The sequence below is a fragment of the Pantoea sp. ICBG 828 genome, from assembly GCF_002928355.1.
In the GTDB taxonomy this organism is placed as follows: domain Bacteria; phylum Pseudomonadota; class Gammaproteobacteria; order Enterobacterales; family Enterobacteriaceae; genus Pantoea; species Pantoea dispersa.
The window spans coordinates 1-23284 of the sequence record NZ_POWN01000015.1; the positions used below are offsets into that span (position 1 = coordinate 1).

Below are 23284 nucleotides of genomic sequence, written 5' to 3' on the forward strand. Positions count from 1 at the left end.
TTCATAATCGGTGCCAGCCCAGCGAATGAAGGGATACTGATTAGGGGGATTGATTTTCTCTTTGCCGGCGAGCTGCACTGATACGCAGCCACCTGAAATAACCAACGAGTGGTTATATTTCAACCATTATTTTTTGTTTCACTGCTACCGCTGTCGGCAGGGGTTTATCCACAGGGTTCCGGCCGGGATATGCACGCCGGTTGTGGACAACGAAGTATTACGATGTTGCTGCGCGCCGCTTTTATCCGCCAGTAGGCGGGGGAAAGGCAGAAAACCCGGCCCGTGCGGTCTGCGGCCAGTGCCGTGCCTTCACTGTAGCCCGATCGCCTTGTGGTCAAGCGCGCCTCCTTCGCCCGTTCGCACTCCCTCTGCCGCGCTTACTTCCGTCGGGCTTCCGCTCAGTTTTCGCGTCAGCGCCGTGCGTAATCACGGCTCCGCTCGCTGGCGCTGCGGCCTCCTCGTCCCGCTTGACCACTGCGTCTCTTCGTCGGGCTGTCATTCAGGCACGGCACAGGCCGGAACTGAGACAACTTTGACTGCGGAGGATTGCTTATGACTTTTAACGGACCAGCGGTATACGTCGGGACTTATCACAAATATAACTGCGGCAGCATATTCGGGAAGTGGTTCGATCTCACGAACTTTGAGGAGAAGGACGAGTTTCATGAAGCCTGCCGCGACCTCCATGCCTCAGAAGACGATCCTGAATTCATGTTTCAGGACTGGGAGGGTATCTGGTCCGCGCAGGCGAAAGAGCTCGGCACCATCGGCCACCTGTTTCCCATTGCCGAGCCCGACCTGCTGGCCTTTATCGGCCAGCGCCTGCAGGGCATGAAAGACAGCGGTGAGCTGGACCGGCTGCAGCGCGAGGCCGAGGCGCGGGTGAAGGCCCACGCCGTCAGGCCCGCGCCGGTGGCCGGCCTGACGCCGGCGAAAACGGACAGGGCATTCCTGTATGACCCGACCTTCACGGTGCGGGAAACCATCCGGGACATGCGCGGCAACGTCATCGCCCGGGCGGGAGACAGGGTCAACCCGCTGGATAAGGTCGCCTTCAGCGAGACGCTGTATTTCATCGATGGCGACAACCCGCAGCAGATGGCGTGGCTGAAGCCGCAGCTCGCCGGGCAGCAGAATTATAAGGTCATTCTGGTCAACGGTAACGTGCACGACAGCAGCATCGCGCTGGATGAGCCGGTGTACTTCGACCAGTACGGCACGTTAACAACAAAATTCGGCTTTGAGCACACGCCGGTGCGCATCACGCGCGCGGACAGGATGCTGAAGGTGGAGGAGGTGGCGCTGAAATGAGTCACAACGCACGGGGGCAGACGGCCCCGAAGAAGTTAAAGCGTCATGTCGCACAGGTGCGCCTCGATGACGACGACAAATCCGGGCTGCGCCGCATGACCGCCGAGTTCCCGCTGTACTCGGAGTCGATGATTATGCGCGCGGCGCTGCAGACGCTGCTGGCGTGCAGCGGAGAGGTCCGGTCGGCCATCGTACTGGCCTCACTCACCGACAAAGACGTGGGGGAGGTCATGCGTCAGTACGGCATGACGGTGCTGACGGGGGTGCCTCATGCAGAATGAATTGCTTCCGCGACTGGTTAATGACTGGAAATCTTCAGAGGTCTCCGCCATGCAGCAGAATGCAGCGCCAGCCGTGCAGCCGGTCTGGAGCGCGCCCGCGCCGGAGCCTACGTGTCGCGCGGAAATTTCGCTTTCGCCGGCGAGTATTCGTGCACTCGGTGACCTGACGGATCATCTGCCCGCGGTCGGTTTATTCCTTATGCTGCTGGTGCTGTCCGTTGTGATGGTTCGTCTGGGCAGGGTTTTCCCTGCAAAACAGGCGGATCGGAGTGATGCATTCAGCGTTCGCCACGGAACGTCAGTTCCCGTACCGGCGCCGTTCGGCAGTCCGGCGATGGCTGCACGTGCACTTGCGCATGAGGAAACCGCGTACTGGCAGCAGCTGCTGGCCGCTTTCGCAGCCGCTATTGAGGCGGAAGGTTACACCTTCGGCACCGATGCACGGGCAAAAGTGGCGTTACCACACGCCGTGCGGGCCCGTGCGGGCGGGGCAATTGTGAAAGCGCGCTCGCAGCATATTACGCCGCTGCGGAGTGAAGCGGCGCTGGAAGATTTGCAGCTGCAGGCGGCGGAGGACGGTTACGCGGGCAGCAGGGCGGACTGGTGCCAGCGGGGCGCAGAGGCGGCCGGCTGGTATGTCATCAGGCGTGAGGTGGACCAGCTACCTGACGATGCGGTAACGAAGTGAGGAGCGGAATATGACGCAAACCGAAATAGGTGTTTTGTCCCTGATAGGTGTGCTGGCAGGGGGAGGGTTAATTAACCTTGTTAACTTTCTTCTTGAAAGTTCGCGTGGTCGTAAAGAGGTTCCTCCTGAAGAACAGCCCCTGCGCCGGAATGACCTGGAAAACGCCGAACAGGATTGTCCTCAAGAAGCGAGGGGCATACTGACGAAATACAGACTGATTCTATCGGCCGCGCCGGGCGGTCTGCAAAGAGGGATCCCCGACATGGCAGAGGCTCTGGCAGACAGGTTTGAAGGTCACCCACCCGCTGAATCTGCAGGCGAACTTAGAGGCAGTGCGAACGGTGTGAACTGGCAGCTGAAGGAGTGCCCCGAAGGAGAGCTGACATTTTACGAGCATAATTTCCAGATGGTCAGAACACTGCACTGGATAGATGAATTCCGGGATTTCAGGCCGAATCAGGATCGGGACTGGCTGACCGTTCTGATACAGACGGACAGCCTGTTACCCAACCGGGGGCTGTCGTTTTTCCTGAGTCACCTCAAATACAGGATGAGTAACTTTCCCGAGCGTCACCGCGTGGTTATGCATGAGCAGTGTGGCATGTGCTACTGCTCTTACCCCGCCATACCAAATGACGGTGAAGGCCATGAACCCCTGCGGCAGGTCACGCTTAGCTGTACCGTGGCTCCTGGAAAGCTTCAGTCGGTCATACCGGAATTTCTCAGGAACTACGGAAAAAACCTATTAGAAGAACTTTACTGGAACGACCAGGTGAGCAGCATTGACTGCCTCTACGGCGGCCCCCGCAGGGGACCGCAGACTTTACCTGACCATGTCAAAGATATGGGGTTAATGCAGGGCTGGCAGAAACAAGAAGATGAAGTTGGGCGCGGTGGAGGGGGAGTTCTGTGGTCAGCCCACGCCTGTGTGATGACGTTCACTTCTCCTTTTTTCCGGGCTGAGACGCCAACCGGTTGCGTGGAGCCTATTGCATGGAAATGGCATCAGGGTCTGAACACTGACAGCGCTGTGAAGCAGGACCGTCTGTGGGCCGTCCTCGAGGCGGATGCCTGGGCTAAGAATGAGGAGCTTGTCGAAAGGTTCACGGAATTGGCCGCAGCGCTGGAGCAGGGCATCACGGAAAAAGCAGAAAAGCAAGCGGCTGGCGGCTGGGCCTTTCGTACCTTTCGGCACGAAAACGACCAGGCCGGTTCCGGAGGTGAATAAAAATACGGCACCTAACCTATTCCTCCCCGCGCAGCGCAGGCTGTTCGTTCCTCGCATACGCTGCGGTACGCCTCAGCCTGCACCCCGCAGGCAGGCCTGATTAACGTCTGACCCCGGCAGCCCGGCTGCCGCAACCACGGAATTTCCTCTTATGACACACCCCGCTGAAATATCGGCTCAGCCGGTCGTGCGCGATCGCTGGGGCGGCTGGACGCATCCTGCTTTTTTCCTGCCGGCAGGCGGCAATGATTATCCGCAGCCTGGTGAATTTGAAGCCTGGCTTGATGAACACAATCTGCAGTCGGCGACGACCTGGATGGAAAACGACGTGCCTGAATGGATGATGGATATTTTCCGGAAAACCGGTAACTGCAGTCAGTGGCAGCCTTCCGGCCCCCCTGGCGCGGGCTGGTTTACCGGCAGCATCCACGATACGGATGAAGGCCCGGTGTGCGTCTGGCTGCGGCGAAAGGCGGAGGCACAGGACGCATGAAGCGCTTTCTCCTCATACTGTGCCTGCTGACAGCAGGCATTATGGCAAAGCCGGTGATGGCGGCAACCAGCAACGCCGGCGACGGCCGCTGGGTGAATCCGATCAGTGACGTCTGCTGGAAGTGCCTGTTTCCCATGACGCTCGGCAGCATTCAGCTGGCATCCGGCGCGCATCCTGATACACCCAATCCCGCCTCGCCAATCCAGCTTTGCCCGTACGGCATTTTTTACCGGCTGGGGCTGGCCATCGGCTTCTGGGAGCCGCTGGCCATGACGGACGTCACGCGTGAGCCCGGCGTCATGGTGAACATGGGGGGCTTTAAAATCGACCTCGGACGCACCGGCACCGGGCGTGGCGGGCAGAGCGACGCGCCGACGCCCGGAAGTTTCTATCACGTGCACTGGTACAAGTATCCGCTGATTTTCTGGCTGAACATTATTACCAGTGAAGGCTGCATGCAGACCGGTGATATGGACATTGCCTACCTGTCTGAAGTGGACCCGCTCTGGAACGACAGCACGCTTGCCATGATCCTGAATCCGGAAGTGGCGCTCTTCAGTAACCTGCTGGCGCAGGGCGCCTGCGCGGCTGACTCAATCGCTTCTACCGCGGGCATGCCGCTGGACCCGCTGTTCTGGTGCGCCGGTGCACAGGGCTCGATGTATCCGTTCACGGGCTATACCAGCAACGAGTTTTCTCCGCTGGAGGCTTCGCTGCTGGTCAGCGAACGCATGGCGTTCAAGCTGCATCGCGAGGGACTGGTCATGGAGACGGTCGGGGCGGACGTGGCGGTGTGCTACGAATATCCATCCCCGATCATCCCCAAGTCCCGATGGCGGTATCAGATGGTGAACATGTACCCCGAACCTTCGGACTGCCACCCGTTCGGCACGACCACGCAGCTGTGGGGCAGCACGCACAACACGCCCGCATCAAAGAAAAACTTCGGCTACCTGATGTGGCGAAAGCGCAACTGCGTATACCTGTAAAGGAATGACCATGAAAACCTTACTCATTACGGCGCTGACCTTCAGCGCCATTCTGCTTTGCGCGGACGCGGGCGCAGCTGATCAGCCAGCGATTGCCGGCGACGATATGGCGTATATGAAACAGCAGCAGCGCGATCTCGCGCTGTTTAAAAGTCAGCTGCAGGGCATGAACATCACCCTGCCGGACGTGCAACAGGGGCGGGTTGCGCAGATGCAGAATGAGATAGCCGCCGGACAGGCGGATCAGAACAGCGCTACCCGTCAGACCCCGCGCGCGGTGTACTTCGTGAGCCTGGGCATTCCGGAGGAGGGGCTGCTGCCGATGCTCTCTGATGCCCGCCGCTTCGGCATTCCGGCTACCCTGCGCGGTCTGCTGAACAACGACTTCCGCCAGACCGCAGAGAAGATGTTTGAACTGTCGAAGAAGGACAAACAGGCGGGCGTGCAGATTGACCCGACCCTGTACCAGCAGTACGGCATTAAGGCGGTGCCCGCGCTGGTTGTGACCTGCGGCGGGAAGTTTGACGTGCTCTACGGCAGCCTGCCGGTGCAGCAGGCGCTGGAAGAGGTGAAGCAGCGCGGTGACTGTTCAGCCACGGCGGCGCAGCTGCTGCAGAGTGCGGAGGGCGCGCGATGAAGCGACTGCTACTCATCCTGCTGCTGTTCTCAGTCGCCGGGGTTCGTGCTGACGACGTCAGCGATGCGTATAACGCCGGTGCGGGGTATGCCGGCTCAAACAAAGGTCAGGGAACATCGGCAGCAAAAGGCACCGACCCGGCGTCCGTTATTCCGGGCTACACATCAAGCCCATCGCAAAGCGGCTACTACGGCGGGGTGCAGGGCGGAGATGGTGGCATCAGCGATAAGGGCCAGACCGAACTCAGCCAGAACGAGGCCGGGCAGGCAATATCCGACTCGTCCACGAAGAACCCGGCGGTGACCATCGACCCGAACGCCGACTTTATCCAGAACGGCAAAAACGCCGAGGCGAACAGCGGCTCCATCGTGGACGGCACGAACCAGCAGTGCACCACGAAAGTGGTGTCAAAGTCGGTGTTTGAGAACTACAGCTGCGACCGGGACGTGGCACAGGTGCAGACGTGTGCACGGACCGGCAGCATTCAGGTAACGGGTTCGACGGAAACGTTTAACACCCAGCTCGTACTTGACGCTGCGAATTCTACAGCAGTCCTTCTGGATGATTACTGGGTGCGCTATGACTTCACTGCGCCAGAGTCCGGCGTTGTCAGCGCAGGAACGTGGGAGTTCCTGTACCCTAAATCGCCAGGCTATCACAGTCAGGATGGCAATCGACTGTGGTACACCATGAAAGCTTTCGACCTCACGGTAGATCATATCACGGTAAACAATAGCGGACAGGCGGCACTCACACCGCAGCGCATTACTAAAGGCCAGATAGTTTCATTATACATACGCTACCACACTGACGGTCACCAGGACTCCGGGCGTGACGGGATAGTCAGGTCCGCCAGTAACGGCAATTATGTTTTCAGGATGGTTTTCCCTGTGGCTGCCGCTTATCGTCACGCTGTTTATGGCGGGCATTATCTTCAACTGCCTGCGCCAGCTGCTGACGTATTCCGAGAGCCTGACGTACGACGTGCTGATCGTCGTTTCGGTGGCGTGTTTTGTCCTTATGGCACTGGGGATTCTCCTCGGGATCATCGCGCACCGCCGCGCGCGCAGCGGACCGGGAGGCCATCATGAGGCTTAAGGTTCTGCTGGCGGCAGCGTTGCTGCTACCGGTGCTGGCACAGGCTTCGGTAGCCGACGAAATCGCCGCGCTGGAGCAGGCAAAGGCGCAGCAGGGGGCTCAGCTGCCAGACTTCGGGCTGCCGGGTAACCTGCCTGCCCGAACAGCGCCGGCGAAGCCGCCGAATCTGATGACGCTGACCGACGGCCGGCGCGTAAATCTCAACGACTACGCGGTGGTGGTGTTCATGCAGCGCGGCTGCCAGTACAGCGCGAAGTTTGATCCAAAACTGAAGGCGTGGGCGGATGAAACCGGCATAAAAGTGTATCCGTATACGCTTGACGGCTACGGCGACACGTCCTTCCCGGTGGCGCTCATTCCGCGTAAAGCCGGGCCGAACGAGCCCATTGCCGGCGAGATCCTGACGTTCTTCGGCAACGGTCTGCCCATCGCGACGCCGACCACCTTTATGGTCAACGTGAATACCAACATGGCTTATCCGCTTTATCAGGGCGACACCGACATAGGTACGGTAAGCCAGCGCCTCGCGCAGATGATCGAGGCCGATATTGACCACCTGCCGCCCGACACGCTGGGCCCGGTACCGAGCAGCGCCTCGCTGACCCCGCAGTAACGCACGCGGCCCCACCGCATACGGAAAAAATCATGACGGAACAACCTTTTACGCTCTCGCGAACCGAGACGGCGCTGCTGCTCGTCTGCGCCTCAATGCTGGCGGCGGCCGGGATTTACGCCTGGCTTGCCTGCGACCTTGCCCGCCTGCCCGCCAGTGTCGCTTACGGCACCGATGCGCTGCTGCTGAGCGGGCTGCAGCTCTACCCGCTGCTGTTTCTGTTTGCCCTTGCCGGCGGCTTTGGCTGCGGCGCGCTGGTCAGCATCACGCTGCGCCGGCACGGATTCATGACTGACCGCGGCCCTTACCGCCCCGGCACGCACCTTCACTGAGACTGACTGAAATGAAAAAAAACCTGCATGCCCTTTTCAGGGCCCTTACGCCGGAAAAAATGCTGCAGCTGAACGTGGAAGAACATGCCAGGGTGCTGACTGAACTCTGGCGCACGCGTGGTGGGCACGTTTACGTGCAGGGCACGACCGGAACCGGCAAGTCAGCCGTTGCTCATAATCTGGCCACAAAGCTTAAAGCGGACTGGTTCTGTTACGAGCTGCTGTCGCCGGAAGAGTTTAAAGCAGAACGGGATGACATCATCGCGCGGCTGGTCGCCAGCAGGAAAAAGGTCCTCATCCTCGATGGCTTTTTTCCGCAGCATGCAGGCCGCGCGTTCAGCGCGCTGCTCACCGAACTACGGGATAAGGGCGTCAGCCTGTTTATCTTCTCGCAGGAATCCCTTGTCCCGGCCAATCCGGCACGGCGTGGAGAGCTGTCTGTCGACCCGGGAGCCTTCACGACGATCGCGGCGTTTCGTTACGCCAGCCAGGCCCGCCATTCCGTGACGTTGCATCAGGCTGAATAACCGCAGCCTGTTTATCTCATTCAGTGCGGGCAGTTCATTCTTTGCCCGCTACGGAGTTCTGACACATGAAATTCAGGCAGTTCTTTCTGGCCGCCGCCACGGCGATGGTCATCAGCAGCCCGGCGCTGGCCGACGTGCAAGGCGACCTCAATGGTTACTTTGGCAGCCTCGGCTTTGACGGCAACGTCTCAAAAGCGCAGGCGTGGCAGGGGCAGGCCGCGGGCTACTTCACCGGCGGTTCGGTTTATCTGCGTAACCCCGTCAAACAGGTGCAACTCATCTCGATGCAGGTGCCCTCGCTGAACGCGGGCTGCGGCGGCATCGATGCCTACCTCGGGGCGTTTTCCTTTATCAACGGCGCCGAGCTGCAGCGGTTCGTGAAGCAGATTATGAGTAACGCCGCCGGCTACGCCTTTGACCTCGCGCTGCAGACGATGGTGCCGGAGCTCAAGCAGGCCAAAGACTTCCTGCAGAAGCTGGCCTCGGACGTAAACTCCATGAACATGAGCTCCTGTCAGGCCGCACAGGGCATCATCGGCGGCCTCTGGCCGGTGTCGCAGGTGTCCAATCAGAAAATCTGCCAGGACATTGCCGGCGAGAGCAACATTTTCTCTGACTGGGCGGCGTCCCGTCAGGGCTGCACGGTGGGCGGGCAGGGTGACAGCGTCACCAGTCGCGCCCCGGATAAAGATAAAGACCAGGTGCTGAAAAACAAAAACCTCATCTGGGACGCGCTGGGCCGCAATCACCTGTTCGACGGCAACCGTCAGCTGAAGGAGCTGGTGATGAGCGTGGTGGGCTCCATCATTTTCAACAAGGACGGGCAGGTTACCATCCTGACCCCGCTGGTTGATAACCGCGACATCATCACCGTGCTGATGCGCGGCGGCACCGCGAAGATTTACGGCTGCGACGAGCAGGACCTCTGCCTCGGTCCGACCGTTACCAGCGTGACGGTCAGCAGCGACGTGGCGCTGGTCACCCAGGTGCGCAACCTGATGATTTCCATCGACAGCAAGCTCAGTGCTGATACCGGCCTGTCGGACAGGGAAAAGGGCTTCATTAACACCACCTCGGTGCCGGTGCTCAAGTATCTGACCAACTCCCGCAGCATGGGCATGAGCCCGACCTACCTGATTCAGGTCGCGGACTTCATCGCGCAGGACATGATGATCCAGTATCTGCAGGAGCTGGTGAAGCAGGCGAGCCAGTCGCTGGCGGGTAAAAACTTCCCGGAGCAGGCCGCCGGCGAGCTGCGTAACAACGTGATGACCGCAACCTCACTGCTGGCGCAGATGAAGCTGCAGTCGACCGCCGACCAGAATGCGCTGGACGGCATCGATCGCAACATGCAGTACCTGCAGCAGCAGGTATCGACCATTATCTCAACGTCCTATCAGGGCAACTATCAGTGGGGGACCGGCAATGACTGATTTTACGGTGCCGGACAAGATCGCAGCGTTCTGGCAGGGCAATTCTCAGCGGGGTATCCGTCATGACTGAAGTCTGGACCATTTACGGCGGTGACATGTGGCGGCAGGTGTTCAACGGCGTTGTCACCGTCATCGGCAGCGACACGTACGACACGCTGAAGCGCATCGTCGGGTTGTTTGGCGTGCTGGGCGTAATGTTCAGCTTTGTCAAATCGCGCAACCCGACGGTATTTCTCCATTGGCTGGCCGTCTTCTTCGTGATCACTTCAGTGCTGCTCGTACCGAAGCGCAGCGTGCAGATTGTCGACGTCACGGACCCGGCGGCGGTGTACGAAGTGGACAACGTGCCGGCGGGGCTCGCCTTCATCGCCGGGCTGACCACGTCCACGGAGTTCGGGCTGGCGCGCCTCTATGAGTACAGCTTCTCGCGTCCGGACTCGCTGACCTACACGAAGTCGGGCATGCTGTTCGGCTCGCAGATCGTGGCGCAGACCACGGACTTCCGCTCGCAGAACCCGCAGCTGTCGCAGATGCTGACCGACTACGTGGAGAACTGCGTGGTAGGCGACATCCTGCTGAACAACAAGTACACCGTGTCGCAACTGCTCAATAGCACCGATCCGCTGACGCTGATCACCGATAACCCGAGCCCGCTGCGCGGCCTGTATCAGGATACCGGCGGCGGACGCCAGTTTATCACCTGCCAGCAGGCGGCGGCGGTCATCAAAAACCTTATCGGTGCGGACGTGCGCATCGGCGGCACGACGTGGCACGCGCTGGCCACGCGTATATTCGGCACCCGCGTGAGCGGGGATACGCTGCTCGGCAACGCGATGGACGAGAGTTACAACTTCTTTTACGCGGGCGGCCTCAGCGCCTCGCAGATCATGCGCAACAACATTACCAACGCGGCCATCCGCGACGGCTGGAAGGGCTTTGCGGCACGATCGTCGGATACCGCCAACCTGCTGAACCTCGCCACCGAGTCAAGCCTGACCAAGCAGCGCATCAGCTGGGGTGCGGGCGGGGTTATTGCCGCGCGCACGCTGCCGATGTTCCAGTCGCTGATGATGCTGGTCCTGATTGCGCTGTTCCCGCTGGTGATCGCGCTGGCGCTGGTGAATCACGATATTTTCGGACTGAAAACGCTGAAGCTGTACGCGGGCGGGTTTATCTATTTCACGATGTGGCCGGTGATGTTCGCCATCCTCAACTCGCTGGCCAACTTCTACCTGCAGACCAAAACCGGGGCGACGCCGCTGGTGCTGGCCAATCAGGACCAGGTGGCGCTGCAGCATTCGGACGCGGCCAACATCGCGGGCTACCTGAGTATGTCCATTCCGGTGCTGGCGTTCTTCCTGACCAAAGGGGCGGCGTCAGTGGGCTCGCAGGTTGTGGGTAGCGTGATGAGTTCGGCTGCGTTTGCAACCGGCGGGCAGGCGTCCACCACAGCGGACGGCAACTGGTCGTTTAACAACATGTCGATGGATAACGTCAGCGCCAACAAGTTTGACACCAACATGCTCCGCCGTTCGGGGTCGCAGAGCATCCAGACCGGCAACAATGCGATGATGACGCAGACGGCGGACGGCCACACGGTGGTGGATACCAGCCAGGCGATATCCAACCTGCCGGTGAGCATGCGGCTGAGCTCGCTGGCCAGCAGCGGGTTCACCGAACAGGCGCGGCAGGCGGAGCAGCAGGCGCAAAGTTCGCTGGATGGCTACAACCACAGCGTGACCAGCGGCTTCCAGCAGATGAACCAGCTGACGCAGCAGAGCGGCAACAGCGACACCGTCACGCAGGGCAGCGACAACAGCGTGGCCACCAGTGTGAGTCGCGGGGTCAGCAAAATGCAGTCGGCGGTGGAAAGCTATGCGAAGTCGCACAACGTTTCCGAGCAGCAGGCGTATAACCAGCTGATGGATATCACCAATCAGGGGAGCGCCGGTGCGGGTGTCAGGGGATATGTGAAATTTGATTCCGGCGACCAGCTGGCCGGGAAACTCGGTAAGTGGGCCACAGGCCTCAGCGCCGGCGGTGAGGGTAATATCAGCGCTGATCTGCGCCGTACTACCGGTAGTTCTCACGGCACGCAGGACAGTCATTCGGAGGGCCGTGATAACCGTCATGACCAGAACAGCCAGGAGGCGCGCGACTTCCGTCAGGGCATGGACATGGTGACGTCGACCCGTCTGAGCGAGTCGGGCAGCCACACGGACAACCAGTCGAACTCGCTGGCACAGCAGTTTGCGGCGACGCTCAACGATGCAAAAAGTCAGTACCATCAGTATACGGAGAGCAGCACGCGCAGCCAGGAGTTCAGCCGCATGGCCACGCTGTCGCAGACTCAGAGCGCTAGCCTGGACGCCAACTACAATCAGGAGTTCGTGGACTGGACTACGGCGAAGTACGGCAGCGACGCGCAAAACATCCTGACCAACGTCCGGAGCGCGCAGGGTGCGGCCACCGAGTTTATGCACGAGCGGCTTGAGCCGGAAATAATGCGCAACTACGGCGCCCGGACTGACCAGGTGAATGGCCAGCCGCTGCAGCCGGCTCAGTCACTGGACGTTCCGGGGGGAGCGCGTAGTAGTGGTGTTGAGAGGGTTGGCGTGCCGGAAGCTGTCAGCGGCGGTGCTGTCCGCACGGCGTCTCATCCCAGCCAGCATTCGTCTGCGGAGAGACGCGGCAGCGGCGTCACAGAGGAAAGCGTGCAGACACGTGAACGTAATCTGACCGCGCCGGCAGGTGCCCCGTCGCAGGCCATGAGCGAAGATTTTCGCAGTGGCTCACAACGCGTGGGCGAGAAGGCGTCGGGTGCCGGCATTGAAAGTAGCGTGGCCAACAAGGTTGCAGCACAAAGATCTGGCCTGATGGAAACAATCAGGGAAAATGACGGTAAAATCGCTGAAAATAAAACCACTGTTCAGACGTCCAGTGATATACTGAGGCATGAGCATGATGCTGCTAAGGGTAGTTTCAAAGCTGGTCATGATAAAGAGTTAAACGAACAAGGTCAGAAGCCCAGAGAAAGTCTTGGAAACGACTTTGATAAAAAACTAAAGGAACTCAGGCGGCGTGCCGGATAAGTAAGGGGTGCTAGCGATGATGTATAACGATATTAAGAAGGATGCGGATTTTATTTTTGAAAGCCTTGCATCCGGAGAGCGATTGATTCCCTCTGCATTCGATGTAATCAAATCGAGTGCTGTTTTCCCTATGTCTTGCTTGTCATTTTATGCATTATCGCTCGCATACATCATCTATAGTTTTGTACCCCCAGATGATGTCTGGATTAATCCAATCTTGCATTATCAGGGGCTGACGTTGGCTTTTGGCGGCTTCACTCTTATCCTGGCCATTGCGATAATGGCCATGTTGTACACTCCGTTTATGCTTTTGACCTCCATCCCCAAAGAAGTCAGGATTAAGTCATTACTGATACAGAGGTTAACTGCTCTCTTTAGGAAAATAAGTGAAGTAGCAATAGTCATAAATGGCATGTTAGCAATCGCTGCGGCATTTATTCCGCAGTTATTTTATGCCGCTCCGTTCGTTCTTCTAATTAGTTACCTGATCATGCAGGCATCAATAAGCTCAGAATTAACGCGTTATGGCATTGCTGGGGCGATGAGTAAATTCGCCAAGATTATTAAAAAGATTTAAGTTCTCTCGGCTCCTGCCGATACCCCTTTCGGCACTCTGACGGAGGGGTTCTCTCCAAAAAACACCCATTAAAACAGCGTGCCCCGGGGCGCGCTTGTCCCGTTTTTTCCGTAAAACAAGGATACGTCTATGAAAAACCGTAACGCCTTCGTGGCGGCGATTGCCGCTGCTTCCCTGATGCTTTCTGGCTGTGGTGCCATGAGTACCGCCATCAAAAAACGCAACCTCGACGTCAAAACCCAGATGAGTCAGACCGTCTGGCTTGAGCCATCCAGCCAGAAGACTGTTTACCTGCAGGTTCGCAACACCTCCGACAAGGACATGAGCGATCTGGAGCCATTGCTGGCGCAGGACCTGCGCGCGAAGGGCTATACCGTGACGTCAAATCCTGACGCTGCGTACTACTGGATTCAGGCCAACGTTCTGAAGGCCGAGAAGATGGATCTGCGTCAGGCACAGGGCTTCCTGTCCTCCGGCTACGAAGGGGGCGTGCTGGGTGCCGCGCTGGGCAGCGGGATCACCGCCTATAACAGCACCTCTGGCGGAGCTATCCTCGGTGTCGGTCTGGCTACCGGCCTGGCCGGTATGGCCGCAGATGCACTGGTAGAGGATGTTAATTTCACGATGGTGACCGATCTGCAGATTTCTGAACGCAGCAAAACTGCAGTAACCACGGACAACGTGGCGGCGCTGCGTCAGGGCACTTCCGGCATCAAACTGCAGACCAGCAGCGAAGAGGGCAACCGCATGAAATACCAGACCCGCGTGGTGTCAAACGCGAACAAGGTCAACCTGAAGTTTGAAGAGGCGAAGCCGGTGCTGGAGGCGCAGCTGGCGAAGTCTGTTGCCGGGATCATGTAATTCAGTCAGCTGACAGATGCGGGAGGCGCCATGCGCAGAAAAATTGAACGACTGGCGTCTTCACTGCCCGGCTTCCTGAATCTGATGCTGACAGCCGCCATCATCACCCTGCTGCTCGTGAACGTAACGGACAGCTGGCTCCCCTGGCGTTTTGTGGACTGGCTCAGGTTGCTCGATGCCACGCCGGGTGGAGCGGGAACGGGAGAGTTCTGCATGTTCATGCTGGCGGCGATGTTGCTTTATATCATCAGTATGGGGGCGTGCGGGCTGGTCCTGACCGCCGTGCTGCAGGCTGCCATAAAACGCATTCTGAAGCTTGCAGGCCGCTGAATTACCTGGTATTACTTAACGACCGGTGAGAACCGGCGGCACGCGCCTTAAGGAGAAATGAGAACACTCTCCTGACAACGGGGCGCCTGCCGACCCCCGTCTGTGCCCCCCGGGCTGCGGACACCGGGACAGCACCACCACCACCACGGGTGCTGTCCTCCTCCCTCACGGGATCCCCTTTTACGCTTCCCCCCTGATGCACGGGGTGGCGGGAGCGTGGCTCTGATTTCCCTGAAGTATTACTGCTGCGCTTCGCGCGCGTCGGGAATAGCGTTGTAACGGCTGTATTTAACCCCTGTTCTTAACTTCCTGAAGGAAAACCCCATGCTCACATTCAACGGTGCGGCACGCACCCTTATTGTCTGGACTACCCTGTTTTTTGCCTGGAGCGCCCTCGTGCTGTGGCAGTTCGGGCCTGATATCGTCAAAACCATCATGACCGAAAGCCATCTGTTCGCGTTCGATCTCGCCACCCGCACGATGCAGGGCAATATGATGCCGCCTGGTGTTATCACTGCGCTGCTGGTTTTACTGGTGCTGACGGCCGGCAGCGTGCTGTCTGCCCTGACGCTTGCCTGCTGGAACCTGCTGTTCCTTGCCTGCGGTCTCCCCCTGATGGCTGGTCACTGGCTGCAGCGCCGCACGGGACATAACCACACGCCCGCACTTCGCACCCTGAAATAATCTCCTGGGCCCGCGCGGCCCTCAGCCACTTTCTCTCCCTGCAACAGCCTGCCCGATTTCCCCGGGCGGGCTGCGCCTGCGCGCTTTCCGGAGTTTCCCATGAGTTTTACCCCTAAATACCTGACACAGGGTGGCCAGATGACGGCCTACCGCCTGCGCATGTTTGCGCAGGTCAGCAACTGGATATTTCACTGGATGCTGCTGCTGTTCGTGGCGGCCACCGCAGGTCTGTTCTGGCTGACAACGCCTGACGACGTACTGCGTAACGGCTTCTGGTACTGGGCGGCGTGGCCCACCCATTCGCTACTGGGTCTGTCCCCTGGCGCGGCCGGCGCTACGTGGGACATCTTCTGGCACTGCGGCGAAGGTGCACAGCTCTGCACCATAAAGCTGACGCCGGCGCAGCTGCTGGCCAATCCGTGGATGCAGGAGATGGGCCGCCAGTTTATGGCGAACCTGCGCTTTATCGCGACCGCATGTGGCATCGCCGCCAGCCTGCTCTGGTGCCTGATTGCCTGGTACGTGGGGCGCATCGGCAAGAAGGAGAGCGAGGACGAATTTATCTCGGGTATGACGCTCACCGATAAGCCGAAGGAGGTAAACCGGCTGCTGAAAAAGGCTGGCGAGAAGTCCGATCTGCAGATTGGCGGCCTGAACATGGTGAAGAACGCCGAGGTCATGAACTTTCTGATCCACGGCACCATCGGCGTCGGCAAGTCCACGCTCATCCGCTGGCTGCTGGACTATATCCGCCGGCGCGGCGATCGCGCGATCGTGTACGACTCCGGCGGCACCTTCATCGAGACGCACTACGACGAGCGCCTGGACAAAATCCTGAACGCGCACGACAGCCGCTGTGAAAACTGGGTGCTGTGGCGCGAGGCGCGCGACGTGGTGGACTACGAGAACATGACGGCGGCGCTGATGCCGGTGGAAGGGGACTCCGACCCGTTCTGGGTGTCTTCGTCGCGCACCATCTTCAGCGACACGGCCATGCAGTTTGCCTCACGCCCCGATCGCAGCATCGAGACGTTCCTGAAGACCTGCCTCTCGATCGACCTGAAAAGCCTGCGCGAGTTTCTCAAAAACACCCCGTCGGCCAACCTGGTCGAGGAAAAAATCGAGAAAACCGCCATCTCCATCCGCTCGGTGCTGACCAACTACGCCAAGTCGCTGCGCTACCTGCAGGGGCTGGATAAAGAGGGCAAACCGGAGTTCAGCATCCGCGAGTGGATGACCGACGCGCAGTACGACAGCAGCTGGCTGTTTATCTCCACCACAGCCCGCCACCGCAAGGCAGTGCGCCCGCTGATATCCATGTGGCTGTCGCTGGCCACCCTGCTGCTGCAGAGCATGGGGGAGAACAGCGACCGTCGCGTGTGGTTCGTCGGCGATGAGATTGCCAGCCTGCAGAAGATACCGGAGTTCAACGAAACGCTGGCCGAAGCGCGCAAGTTCGGCGGCTGCTTCGTGCTGGGTATCCAGAACATCCCGCAGCTGGTGCACATCTACGGCCGCGAGATGGCCAAAGCCATCTTTGACCTGCTCAACACCCGCGCCTACGGCCGCTCGCCGAGCGCCGAGGTGGCCAAAATGGTGGAAGAGGAGCTGGGCCATCAGCGCCGGCGCGAGGCGCGCGAACAGAACAGCTACGGCCTCGACCAGATTCGGGACGGTATCTCCATCAGCAGGGACAAGGTCAACGAGCCCATCGTGGACTACGACCAGATTATGAAGATGCCCAACCTGCGCTTTTACGTACGCCTGCCGGGCGAATACCCGGTGGTGAAGCTGAGCCTGAAGTACCGCAAACAGAAGAAATATCATCCGGCGCTGATGGAGCGCGACTTCCGTGACCGGCTGAGTCCCGAACTCGAGCGCATCATCGAAAATAACGAGCGCAGCGCCCGGGCGGCGGACATTTCGTTCCCGACCGGAGAGGAGTGGCTGGAAGGGGAGGACCGCGCTTCCGCGCCCGCTCCGGTTAAACCTGCGGCTGCCTCGCCGTCCGCCGCGCCGGCAGAAGCTGACGTCCCCGTGACGACGCCGGAGCCGGCTACCGTGAGAGAGGGGAAGCCGTCTGTCGCACCGGGCCAGCCTGCTGTTCCCGCTACGCCTGCCCCCGACATAAGCGCATCGTCAGGGTCTTCTAACGTGCGACCGTTCCCGCGCCGCGAAGTAGTTCCGCGCGTCACTACGGTTCCGGCTGAATCATCCACACCTGCCATTGTTCCGGAGGGCGGTACCGCCACAGCACCGTCGAAAACCATCAGGGTTGTTCCTACGCCGGCACCGGCCAGGAAAGAGGCGGGTTCGCCGCTTTCTCCACTGGAGAGGATGAGAAGGCTCCAGAACAGCACATCAGGTAATGCAGGAACCGACAGCGAAGCCCCCGCGGGTGAAGCCCCCGAACTGCACATGCAGATGGAAAAAGACGACGGGGGCCGGCTGACCGTGCGGCACATCAGCCCGCGTAAAACCGAACAGCAACGTAAGGAGGAGCGCGCCGCACAGCACGGCGACGCCAACGAGCGTATGGCCGACGACGAAAAAAACATCCTGCGACACCGCGACGACTACGCGGCGTACCAGGAGATGAGTGACAGCCTGGACCCGGGAGGGTATGAACGATGATGACCGTTGCTCCGGTGGCCTCTGCCGCCGACGCTGCCGGCTACTACAGCAGCAAGGATAACTACTACTTTATGGACGACATGCCCACCCAGTGGCTGGGGGAAGGCGCGCGCGAGCTGGGGCTGGAAGGCCCGGTCGATCTCGATACTTTCACCGGAATTCTGCACGGCAGCCTCCCCAACGGTGTGGTACTGGGTAAGGACGTTCAGGGTGCACACGTGCACCGCCCCGGTCATGACTTTACCTTCTCGGCACCCAAGAGCGTCTCAATGCTGATCCTCGCCGGCGGCGATAAACGCCTGCTGGAGGCGCACCACGATGCGGTGAAAGAAACGCTGGCCATCATGGAACAGATGGTGAGCGCGCGCGATACGAAGGACGGCGTCACGCGCATCACGCCAACCGGGAAAATGGTCGCTGCGCTGTTCACGCACGACACTTCGCGTAACCTCGACCCGCAGATCCATACTCACGCAGTGGTGGCCAACGTGACGGAGCTGGACGGGAAGTGGAAAGCGCTGGCTACCGATGCGATCCACGGCGCCGGCTTCATCGAAACGGTGTACCGCAACCAGATAACGTACGGCAAAATTTACCGCAACCTGCTGAAAGGTAAGGCGGAGGATATTGGGTATGAAACGTTGCCCACCGGCGGCCGGCACGACCTGTGGGAAATAAAGGGCTTTACCGGGGAGGTACTGGACGAATTCTCATCGCGCCATCGTGAAATCCATGCGCGCGCAGGCGAAGACGCTTCACTGAAAAGCCGCGACGTGGCAGCGCTGGATACGCGCCAGCGCAAGCAGGATATCAGTCAGTATGGCGCAGACGAAATGGCACCGTTACGCACCCGGCAGGAACCGCCCGCCTCACCAGAGCTGGCTGTGAATACGTCTGGCAGAGTCCCTGAAGCAGGCACTGAGGCGACGTTAAAATCCGCAGTCCGGGAGCAGGAGGAGCCGATCGCTAAGCCGGAAACCGCAGACGGACGGGCCCGTCTGCGCGATCGCTGGCAGCGGCAGATGGACGACGTCGGTTTTGATCTTCAGGGCGTCATGAATGAAGCCCGCGAGCGTGAAAAATCCCGGCCTGATGCCGGTGAGGTGCAGGACGCGCCAGTGCAGGCGATGGAGGCGGTCCGCACCGCCATTTCCGTGCTGAGCGACAACAAAACGCGGTTTACCTATGGGGACATCCTGCTGACCGCACACAACGCCGGTGAGCTGCAGAACAGCATTCCGGACCTGCGCAGGGCGCTGGATCAGGCGATTCATGACAACCTGCTCGTGCCTCTCGACGGTGATAAGGGTGTATTTACCTCGCACATTCACCTGCTGGATGAGCTGTCGGTGCAGTCGCTGGCGGCGGATATTCTGAAAGAGAACAGGGTGGTCAGTTTCAGCCTCACCGGCAGTCCGGTTCCCGGGCACCTTGAGCACGTGGCCCGGGCGCCCGCCGTTATCATCAGCGCACCGGCCTCAGTCGGCCGTCTGCGTGCGGTAACAGAAGAACTGGTGACAATGTCACGTGAACAGGGGCGCGAGGTCAGTGTACTGACCAGTTCAGCCGAGCGCGCACTCAGCTTTGCCAAATCACCGGCGCTCAAAGACCGGCTTCTCCACCGCAGCCGCATGCTTGATGGCACCTTCAGCCTTGCCCCCCAGAGTACAGTCATCGTGGAAAGTGCGGAAAAGCTCAGCCTGAAGGAAATGCTGGTGCTGACCGGAGAGGCTCAGCTGCAGAACGCGCAGCTGCTGTTTCTGGACAGCGCCGGACGGCAGTCAAACGCGAACGCACTGTCCGTGCTGACCGCAGCGGGGGTAGAACGTCAGAGCCTGAACGCACCGTCTGACGGTATTGAGGTCCGCGTGACCAGCATTCAGGACAAGCGCGAGCGCTATCGTGCACTCGCAGAGCGTTTTGCCGGAATGGACCCCGCAGCCGGTCCCGTGACGGCGGTTGTGGCCGGTCCGCGTGAGCAGGCCCAGCTGACCGGTGTCATCCGGAATGCGCTGAAAGAAGCCGGACGACTGGGGGAGGCGCCGGTCAGCATTGTGGCGCGCACGCCGGTATATATGACAGCAAAAGAGCGTCGCCTCCCTCAGACCTACCGCGCCGGTATGGTGCTGGAAGACAGGTCGGAGAGAAATGAAACGCATCACTACGTCATTGACCGCGTACATGATGAAACCCGCATGCTCTCCCTGATCGACGGGGATGGTGTACTGTCCCGTGTAAAGCTCAGCGCACTTTCCGGTGACTGGCGCCTGTTTACACAGTCTCAGCTGGAGGTTGCTGCGGGGGAGCGGCTGTTTGCGCTTGCCGGCGACAAAAACGCCGGGCTGAAGGCACGTGATCGCCTCACCGTCACGTCCGTTGAGAATGGCGCACTTGTCGTGCAGCGGGAGGGGCAGAAAAAGCCGCTGCGTATCGACCCGGCAAATCCGCTTTACGTTACATACGGCTACGTCAGTGCCCCCGGAAGCCGGGACAACGAGCACGGTACCGTGCTGGCCAGCCTCGGGGCTCAGGATCTGTCGGTCAGCATGATTAACGCGCTGGCGCAGTCTGGCCATGAGGCCGAAATATTTACCGGCGAAGCCCTGAGCCGGGCGGAAGAGAAGCTCGGCCGCCTGCGCTCAACACGCTCCCCGCTGTCTCTGGTCCGTCAGGCCAGCGGGAAGGAAGACGCCAGTGAGGCCATAGACACGCTCAGTACGCAGCTGCTCTCTGACGCGCAGAAAGCCGTTACGCGCGGCGTCGCGCAGATGCGGGAGGTCGCTTTCTCCCGGACAAAACTGCTTGATGAGGCGCTGACGTTCTGTGGTGACCTGAAGCTCATCGAAAATGAAATTACCCGGCAGGTTAAGGAAGGTGATCTCATCGGGGTACAGACCAGCGCCGGGCCCAACTTCGTTGCGCGGTCCACATGGGAGATGGAAAAAGCCATCCTCGGTGAAATCGATCGGGGCAAAAACACACAGGTGCCGCTGATGGCACAGGTCGATCCGTCTCTTCTGTCAGGCCTGACGCAGGGGCAGAAAGAGGCCACCTCGCTTATTCTGAAGAGTCCGGACCGCTTTACGGCCGTGCAGGGGTATGCGGGCGTCGGTAAAACCACCCAGTTTAATGCGGTAAAGGCGGCTATTGATACCCTGCCGGCTGACGTGCGTCCGGTTATCGTCGGGCTGGGGCCGACTCACCGGGCGGTAAAAGAGATGGCGGGGACGGGCATCGATGCGCAGACGCTTAAGTCGTTTGTACTGGACTGGCAGACGCGCAGCGCCGCCGGTGAGGACGTCCGCTACGACAATATGCTGTTTCTTATCGATGAGTCTTCCATGATCGGTAACCAGGACACCGCGGCGGCGTACCGCGCAATCGCTGCCGGCAACGGCCGTGCCGTGGCGGTGGGGGACATTGCGCAGCTGCAGTCGCCTGAAAGTGGCGCGCCGTTCCAGCTGATGCAGGAGCGGAGCCCGATCGACGTCGCGGTGATGAAGGAAATCGTGCGCCAGCGTGATACGGCGCTGAAGTCTGCGGTTTACAGCATCATCGGTAATGATTCCGCAGCGGCGCTGAGAAAGATTGAAAGCGTCGCGCCAGACGTTGTACCCCGCCGGTCAGGTACGGTGGTACCTGGCGGATCAATTGTTCAGTCAGCAGACCCGGTGTCCAGCATTGTGGCTGACTTTATGAGCCGCACCGATGAGGCGCGGGAGCAGACCATGATCATGGTGCAGCTGCATGAAGACCGCAGAGCCATCAACGAGGGCATCCATAATGCGATGGTGGCGGCGAAAGAGCTGGGCGGGGAAGCCCGGACCGTCTCTGTCCTGGACCGGATTAATGGCGGGCGGCACGATTTTAACCGCATAAAGGACTGGGAAACCGGTCAAGTGGTCATGGCGAACCAGCGGTATCTGCACGTTACCGGCGTGGACCACGAAAATGGCAACGTCACCCTGCGGGATGAAGCGGGGCGCACGCACTACTGGTCGCCGCAGGAGCTTAACGCAATGGAAATCGAGGTTTTTGAACACCGTGAAATTGAGCTGCGCACCGGTGACAGCGTCCGCCTGAGTAAAACCCAGAAGCAGGCCGGTCACGCTGCGCACGAGCAATACCGTGTCGATGAACTGCGCGAAAACGGTGAGATTGTTCTGCGTAACGGCAGCGGGGTGAAGGTCATCGACCCGGCGACAACGCTGGCAGACCGGCACGTGGATTACAGCTGGGCGGTCACCGGCTATGGTGCACAGGGTGCCAGTGCCCGGTACTCGCTGGCGCTGGAAGGCGTGGAAGGTGCCCGTAAGCGGATGAGCGGCGCGCGGGCGTTTTATATCAACGTCTCACGCGCGAAGGACCATGTCCAGATTGTTACAGATGACAGAGCCGGCTGGATGGAGACGCTCGGCGTCCGAAAAAACGGACCGGCGACGGCGCATGACGCGCTTATGCCGGAGCCTGAGCGGGATCAGGCCCGGCGGATCTGGGCGATGGGGCAGGCCGCGTCGAAAACCGCAATTGGCCGTGCGTACCTGCGGTCAAACGGCCTCAGCGGCAGCCCCGTGACGGCACGTATCATCCCGCCGACGCGAAAGTTCCCTGAACCCCACCTGGCCCTGCCGGTGTTTGACGGTAACGGTAAACCGGCGGGCCTGACAATGGTTCCGCTGCGCCCCGGAAGCGGTGACGTCGATCGGGGGGCCGAGCGGCGTATCGTCACCGACGGCGCGCAGGCCGCACTTGTACAGAAAAGCCGGAACGGAGAAACACTTGTGGTGGCCACGCTGGAAGAGGCGCTCAGCGCGGCGCGAGAATACCCGACATCCGGCATTCTGCTGAAGACCGGGGACGCCGCTCCGTCTCCGCAGCTGCTGAAGGTTTCCGGCGGCCTGGAGCCGCTCGCCGGGGCGGCGGTGGAAGAGGCGGTCAGAAGCCTGCAGAGCCCGCCGCCTGTTCCGGATGAACCGGTCACGCCGGCGGCACCCACCGGCATTGGCGACGAGACCATCAGAGACCTCGTCAGGCAGGACGTGCATCAGCCTGATGTGCCGGACGCGCCGGAGGTGCAGACAAGCGTCAGAGACGGGCGGGCAGACGTGGCGGCAGAGGAAAAACTCGCCGCAGACCTCAGCCGTGCAGTTCCACAGGAGGCGGCTGACATTGAGCAGCCTGTGGACCCTGTCGCGAAGCCTGCCGTGGACGAAACGGACCTGGCCGGCCGGGTTCTGGAAGGTAGCCGGCAGGCTTATCCGGAGGTCAGGATGCCGGAGGAGAGCCGGGAGCAGCCGGTGCCTTCAGGAAAAGGAGAATCAGAGCTGGCAACAGAGCTTGCCGCAGGTTCGCGGACGGACAGGGAGATTGCGGCGGGGATCAGCATGCCGGCTCAGCACGAGGGCCCCGAGCGCCTGCCGCCCGAACTTTCTCACGAGCCGTCCCGGAACATACAAAAAGAACGTTAATTACTGCG

At 60.2% G+C, this 23284-nt stretch carries 19 protein-coding genes; all 19 read left to right on the forward strand.

All coding sequences use genetic code 11. The features are described from left to right. Positions 1–552: 552 nt before the first annotated feature. The 19 genes from traW to mobF all read left to right on the forward strand — a co-directional run bounded on the left by traW (position 553) and on the right by mobF (position 23276). A complete protein-coding gene (traW, locus tag C1Y43_RS22565) occupies positions 553–1311 on the forward strand; it encodes a type-F conjugative transfer system protein TraW (RefSeq protein ID WP_104189770.1) in 759 nt (252 codons plus the stop codon). Beyond that, positions 1308–1592, forward strand: coding sequence for a hypothetical protein (locus C1Y43_RS22570; RefSeq protein WP_088518010.1), 285 nt, complete (start codon positions 1308–1310; stop codon positions 1590–1592). Before traW ends, C1Y43_RS22570 begins: the two co-directional genes overlap by 4 nt. A gap of 334 nt (positions 1593–1926) precedes the next feature. Further along, positions 1927–2280, forward strand: coding sequence for a hypothetical protein (locus C1Y43_RS23750; RefSeq protein ID WP_146068685.1), 354 nt, complete (start codon positions 1927–1929; stop codon positions 2278–2280). 10 nt (positions 2281–2290) lie between these two features. Continuing rightward, positions 2291–3508, forward strand: coding sequence for a hypothetical protein (locus C1Y43_RS22580; RefSeq protein ID WP_104189774.1), 1218 nt, complete (start codon positions 2291–2293; stop codon positions 3506–3508). A 151-nt stretch (positions 3509–3659) separates the two neighbouring features. After that, the gene (locus C1Y43_RS22585) at positions 3660–4001 is read left to right on the forward strand and encodes a hypothetical protein (RefSeq protein ID WP_104189776.1); all 342 of its coding nucleotides are present in this window, start codon (positions 3660–3662) and stop codon (positions 3999–4001) included. Next, positions 3998–4990, forward strand: a complete 993-nt coding sequence (traU, locus tag C1Y43_RS22590) for a conjugal transfer pilus assembly protein TraU (RefSeq protein ID WP_104189778.1) — start codon at positions 3998–4000, stop codon at positions 4988–4990. The genes C1Y43_RS22585 and traU overlap by 4 nt, the downstream gene beginning before the upstream one ends. Positions 4991–5000: 10 nt before the next feature. Next, the gene (gene trbC, locus C1Y43_RS22595; protein WP_104189779.1) at positions 5001–5627 is read left to right on the forward strand and encodes a type-F conjugative transfer system pilin assembly protein TrbC; all 627 of its coding nucleotides are present in this window, start codon (positions 5001–5003) and stop codon (positions 5625–5627) included. After that, on the forward strand, positions 5624–6718 hold the full coding sequence (locus tag C1Y43_RS24200) for a hypothetical protein (protein ID WP_233209876.1): 1095 nt from the start codon (positions 5624–5626) through the stop codon (positions 6716–6718). Before trbC ends, C1Y43_RS24200 begins: the two co-directional genes overlap by 4 nt. Further along, positions 6715–7338 (forward strand): F-type conjugal transfer protein TrbB, encoded by a 624-nt coding sequence (trbB, locus tag C1Y43_RS22610; protein WP_104189781.1) that lies wholly within the window; start codon positions 6715–6717, stop codon positions 7336–7338. Before C1Y43_RS24200 ends, trbB begins: the two co-directional genes overlap by 4 nt. 32 nt (positions 7339–7370) lie before the next feature. Continuing rightward, the gene (locus C1Y43_RS22615; protein WP_104189783.1) at positions 7371–7670 is read left to right on the forward strand and encodes a hypothetical protein; all 300 of its coding nucleotides are present in this window, start codon (positions 7371–7373) and stop codon (positions 7668–7670) included. 11 nt (positions 7671–7681) lie between these two features. Beyond that, the gene (locus C1Y43_RS22620; protein WP_104189785.1) at positions 7682–8197 is read left to right on the forward strand and encodes an ATP-binding protein; all 516 of its coding nucleotides are present in this window, start codon (positions 7682–7684) and stop codon (positions 8195–8197) included. Positions 8198–8262: 65 nt separating this feature from the next. Next, positions 8263–9630 carry a conjugal transfer pilus assembly protein TraH gene (traH, locus tag C1Y43_RS22625; protein WP_104189787.1) on the forward strand — a complete coding sequence of 456 codons (1368 nt, stop codon included), beginning with the start codon at positions 8263–8265 and terminating at the stop codon, positions 9628–9630. A 62-nt stretch (positions 9631–9692) separates the two neighbouring features. Continuing rightward, the gene (traG, locus tag C1Y43_RS22630) at positions 9693–12722 is read left to right on the forward strand and encodes a conjugal transfer mating-pair stabilization protein TraG (protein ID WP_104189789.1); all 3030 of its coding nucleotides are present in this window, start codon (positions 9693–9695) and stop codon (positions 12720–12722) included. Positions 12723–12738: 16 nt separating this feature from the next. Beyond that, positions 12739–13299, forward strand: a complete 561-nt coding sequence (locus C1Y43_RS22635; RefSeq protein ID WP_104189791.1) for a hypothetical protein — start codon at positions 12739–12741, stop codon at positions 13297–13299. A 129-nt stretch (positions 13300–13428) separates the two neighbouring features. After that, on the forward strand, positions 13429–14160 hold the full coding sequence (gene traT, locus C1Y43_RS22640) for a complement resistance protein TraT (RefSeq protein WP_104189793.1): 732 nt from the start codon (positions 13429–13431) through the stop codon (positions 14158–14160). Positions 14161–14190: 30 nt separating this feature from the next. Beyond that, positions 14191–14490, forward strand: coding sequence for a hypothetical protein (locus C1Y43_RS22645; protein ID WP_104189795.1), 300 nt, complete (start codon positions 14191–14193; stop codon positions 14488–14490). Positions 14491–14814: 324 nt separating this feature from the next. Further along, a complete protein-coding gene (locus tag C1Y43_RS22650; RefSeq protein ID WP_104189797.1) occupies positions 14815–15174 on the forward strand; it encodes a hypothetical protein in 360 nt (119 codons plus the stop codon). Positions 15175–15273: 99 nt separating this feature from the next. Further along, positions 15274–17808, forward strand: coding sequence for a type IV conjugative transfer system coupling protein TraD (gene traD, locus C1Y43_RS22655; protein ID WP_104189799.1), 2535 nt, complete (start codon positions 15274–15276; stop codon positions 17806–17808). Continuing rightward, on the forward strand, positions 17805–23276 hold the full coding sequence (mobF, locus tag C1Y43_RS22660; RefSeq protein WP_104189801.1) for a MobF family relaxase: 5472 nt from the start codon (positions 17805–17807) through the stop codon (positions 23274–23276). The genes traD and mobF overlap by 4 nt, the downstream gene beginning before the upstream one ends. Positions 23277–23284 lie beyond the last annotated feature (8 nt).